The following is a 4,360-nucleotide window of genomic DNA, read 5'->3' as shown; positions in this document are numbered from 1 at the left end:
CCTTGAACTACCAGCTGCGCAAAATCACCAAGAACCGAGGGCATTTCCCCAGCGAAGAAGCCGCCGTCAAACTCTTATGGCTCGCCATCTGCAACATCGAAGACAAACGAGCCGCCCAGCGCCTCACAGACGCAGGAAAACCCCCCAACAAACGAACAGGACACACCCGCCTCATCCAAGGACACACCACCACCAACTGGAAACAAGCCCTCGCCCAACTCACCACCGCCTACCCCGACCGAATCACCCCCTACCTCTAACCCCCATACACAGAAAAATTGACAGGCTCCAAGACATCGATGGAGCCCAGGAATGGATAGGTGCCTACCAGGCCTGGTGCACGCGCTGGAAGGGCTTCCTGGAGGAGAAAACACGCAGGCCTGACGGAGGGTGGGAATACACCCACGAACGTCTCGTTCGGGCTCGTAACAGCCTTAACAAGCTCATCTCCCAGGGGCTCTTGTTCACCTACCTGGACCCCACCTGGACACATCAGATGCCCGCGATGACCAACCAGATCGAAAGCACGAACGCGCGCCTGCGCCAGATGCTGCGCGACCACCGCGGCATGCGCCTGACCCGACGCATGAAAGCCGTGTTTTGGTGGTGCTACACCCACTCTCCCCACCCGCAACCAGCAGCAATAATCCTGGTGACCATGCCCACCGACGAAGCCCTCGAAAATGCTTGGTATCAAGCCTGTCAAACCCACCAAGCCACCGGCACCATCCCCGGCTGGGGCGACGCAATCTGCTGGAACGAACTCCACCACACCACCCCCTACCACAACACCTGGGACTAACCCCAGCAACACGAAATGTCCTATAACCCGCGTTTTCGCTGTTCTGTGGCGGTTTTGGGGTGTTGAAGCCGGGTGTGTGGTGCCATGGAGGAGCCTCTGACGGCGGCTGATCGGAACCTCGGAGGGGTGACTCAGGGGCTCGCTCGGTGCGTCGAGGCAGAAAGCGTCGAAAAGTGTGGCCTTGCGTCAAAAGGTTCAGCTCCGTGTCAAAAAGTACGGCCTCGTGCGCTCACAGATCAACCAGAAAACGGCGAGGTCCAAAGGAAGGCCCGGAGACCGAGTTTGAAAAACCGGGTCATGTTGGATTTGGACCAAGCGTGTGCTCTTGCATTCGACTTAGTCTTACAGTATCATAGTGACGCAGGTAACTATCTATTACCCGAATATATCCAGATTCTGAGAGCTTGGAGAAGTCGTGGTCACCGTTGACCTTGGCACCCGTGTTGAAGAGGTCGAGGAAACTGTTCGTCCTCAAATCACCTCGAAGTTCCTGTGCACCCCTGGGTGCCCGACCGGCGGCATTGCATGCTTCACTACCCAGTGCACTAACGGCTACAGCATCTCTGTTGGCTGCAAGTGGTTGGTAGCTTTGTCGCAACAGTCGGCCCTGGAGGTAAAGCATCCTAGGCCTAACCTCCAGGGCCGTTTTCTTTGAAAGGTAGGCCATGCCAGCTATATCGGTAACTGATTTGTCGGTTGGGTACAAGAATTCCCCAGTAGTGAGCGGCATTAACTTGCAGCTAAATACTGGCAGGATAATCTGCCTCCTTGGACCAAATGGAGCAGGTAAAACCACCTTAATGAAAACGCTCCTTGGTCGGATAAAACCAGTAAGTGGCCACATTAGATACGATCAGACAGACATTAGCGAAATGTCAGCTGCAATCGACCATCCAAGCTACTTTCCGTATCTGAGTGGTAAACAAAATGTACAGGTCGTCGCGGCATTCTGGGGTCTGAATGTTGATCCTGAGTCGGCCTTGGATAGTGTGGGCATCGTCCACGCTGCCCACGGGCGGAAAGCCAAGGACTACTCGACCGGCATGAAGGAAAGGCTGGAGCTTTGTCTTGCTTTATTATCTAGACCAAAATTTTTGTTCCTTGATGAGCCACAGAATGGTTTGGATCCAGATGGCATGATCTCCTTGTCTGCGACACTTCGTCGTTATCGGGACGAAGGGAACTGCGTTGTAATATCAACGCACCTCCTCCATGAGATTCAAGGCGTCCCGGATGAGTGTGTCGTAGTTCGTAACGGCAAAGCTTTGCATATCCCCGACCTCAACGGCGTGAATCTCGCGGACCTATATCACCGGAGGTAGGGCCATGCCAATCACTTCAGCTATCCGTGCTTTGCTTACTTACTATTGGAATATCTGGTATTTCCTCGCGGCTATCTTGGGCTCAATGGCGTCGCTATTCCTCGGCGCATGGATTTCAAGTGAGGCAAACGGAACTCCAATAACAGGGGGATACAGCTTCTTCTTTACTGGAACGCAGCCACTGATTTCCCTCGCATTACTCTATATACTTGACGCTAGGGTTTCCGAGGTCCACTACGGGGGTTTGCCTCGGGAGATATACATTGCTTGGTTGCCTAGCATCCTGCGCACTATCTGTCGAACGCTTTTAATAATTCTTGTAAACCTGCTTAGTGTGCTGTTATTCGATCTAACAATGGTTTTGTCTGGTTCGAAGATGCACTCTGGGCTAGCGACCCTGCTTTGCTTTCTTACCTTCCAAAGTATACTAATCGCTCTGATCTACTCGACATTAGAAAGTCTCTCAAAACCTCCGGCTGCCGCGGTAATTTCAGGTGTTCTTCTGTACTTCTGGATAGTGCTACCCGGTAACCTAGCTGACAATGCTACTCCATACATATCAAACGCCCTCCACTCCGTAGGGCTGAATCTCAATGGTACCGCAATCTCGTTCGTAGATATCCAGGAGCAATCAAATTTCGGTTTCTCTGCGCTTATCCCGGTACCAATCCTAATTATTATCTATGTTCTTGTGACTAGGTTTCGGAGTAAAGGAGCAGTACGAAAATGAAGTTTTTGTGTTCTATCGAGCGAATCGCAATCATTCGTTGGGTCACGATTGCTTATATCGGCGCACTAGTTCTTCCGCTGCTGTTTCTCCGTTATGGAAATACCATTGCCGTAGCGCAATCCGGGTTACTCATCATGCTCCCAATTGCCACGGCAGGTCTAGCTTTGTCGCACGCTAAGGTCCCTGCCTCGTATGTCTCGTTTAGTATTCACGATAAAGTTCTACTCCGATTCATTGCTAAATCGCTGCTTCTGGCACAAGTAGTTAACCTTTGTTTGAGTCTGCTTTATGTCTCTATCATTGGCGAGCTTGTTAATGAGACACTGTCGAGCCATACTGCTTTAGTACTTGTTTTCTCTTCGGTTGTGCTAACTCTGGCCTGTTTTACGCTTCGACTTTGGACTACTTCATTAGTTTCATGGATTGTTATCATCTTTTTTGTGGTGGCGGGTCTTCCGATTAGCACAGGTGATTTTGCAAACTCACCGGTCTTGTTTGCTATCCTTCCCACGACTTGGATTTTAAAAGGTGCCACCTTTGCCTCTTATATATTTTCTACCGGGTTTCTGTTGGCTGCGATAAGTTCAGGGTTTTTACTGAGGTCGGTGAAACGAGCATAGTTATACTATGCTTGGAAAACCGTATGTGAGGATAGCTGCACTTCCAACGGATAGGTTCCCAAGTGTCGGCAAAGCGGTGTTAGCATTTGCTAAAACCATTCTATCGAATCCCAGTTTTTGATCGGTCCTTGCAAGTTCCACACCTTCGTTTCATTCCGCTATCACGAAGACTATTTCCTATGGAGCGTTTGACGATCAAACAGTAGCACCAAAGATTAACCGAAGCGCATTAAAGCACCTTTCTCGACTCACATCTAGAGCAACTCCCTTCTCAACTTACGCAACCGTTGGAGTACTTGGGGTTTTTGCATGGAGTGCCGATAACCGGCTCTTCCGAGTTGAGTGTGGGTGAGTGGGTGTTGGTTGGGGGTTGCGGGTAGAGGTCGAGGTCCTTGATGATGCGCGGACTGGAGGGGTCCGGGTTTTTCGGACCGTTTGTTTTGAGAGGGTTGTTCTGAGTAGTCCCGGCTGCTTGTGGCCGGGCAGAATGGATGACCATGAGGAAGTTCTCGAAGCACACGCCTGAGCAGATTGTCGTAAAGCTGGAGAAAGCCGAGGCGCTGGGAGGAGAGGGCATGAGTACGGCCCAGGCCTGCCGCGTGCTGGGTATCAGCGAGGCGACGTTGTGCCGGTGGCGCCAGCGTTATGGGTCGATGAGTCGTAGTGAGGCCAAGGAACTGCGTGAGTTGCGCGAGCAAAACGCGCGCCTCAAACAGTTACTGGGCCAAGCCGAGCTGGAGAAGGCAGCGCTGCGAGAGCTCGCGGAGGGAAACTTCTAAGCCCGGCGCGCAGGCACGACGCTGTGAACCACCTTGTCAGCCAGGGGTTTTCTCAGCGCCTTGCACGGGCGCGTTGCCGGGCTGTCCCGGTCAGCGTATTGCCGCAC

Annotated in this window: 5 protein-coding genes and 1 pseudogene; all 6 read left to right on the top strand. The window is 52.1% G+C overall.

The window, feature by feature from the left end; genetic code table 11:
• Positions 1-260: pseudogene (locus tag HMPREF1138_RS05055) on the top strand (IS256 family transposase); the annotation flags it as partial.
• A gap of 245 nt (positions 261-505) precedes the next feature.
• The gene (locus HMPREF1138_RS11385) at positions 506-802 is read left to right on the top strand and encodes a hypothetical protein (protein WP_202898340.1); all 297 of its coding nucleotides are present in this window, start codon (positions 506-508) and stop codon (positions 800-802) included.
• 415 nt (positions 803-1,217) lie between these two features.
• On the top strand, positions 1,218-1,457 hold the full coding sequence (locus HMPREF1138_RS10740) for a gallidermin/nisin family lantibiotic (protein ID WP_081495980.1): 240 nt from the start codon (positions 1,218-1,220) through the stop codon (positions 1,455-1,457).
• 64 nt (positions 1,458-1,521) lie between these two features.
• Positions 1,522-2,124: an ABC transporter ATP-binding protein gene (locus HMPREF1138_RS10735; protein ID WP_238318610.1), complete on the top strand. Its 603-nt coding sequence runs from the start codon at positions 1,522-1,524 to the stop codon at positions 2,122-2,124.
• A 726-nt stretch (positions 2,125-2,850) separates the two neighbouring features.
• A complete protein-coding gene (locus HMPREF1138_RS10725; protein ID WP_081495977.1) occupies positions 2,851-3,474 on the top strand; it encodes a cytochrome C oxidase subunit IV in 624 nt (207 codons plus the stop codon).
• A gap of 497 nt (positions 3,475-3,971) precedes the next feature.
• Positions 3,972-4,253 (top strand): transposase, encoded by a 282-nt coding sequence (locus tag HMPREF1138_RS05045; RefSeq protein WP_039936984.1) that lies wholly within the window; start codon positions 3,972-3,974, stop codon positions 4,251-4,253.
• The last annotated feature ends 107 nt before the right edge of the window (positions 4,254-4,360 follow it).

The sequence above is a fragment of the Actinomyces sp. ICM58 genome, from assembly GCF_000283035.1.
In the GTDB taxonomy this organism is placed as follows: domain Bacteria; phylum Actinomycetota; class Actinomycetes; order Actinomycetales; family Actinomycetaceae; genus Pauljensenia.
Note: the sequence above shows the minus strand (reverse complement) of the source record. Positions and strands in the feature narration are given on the sequence as shown.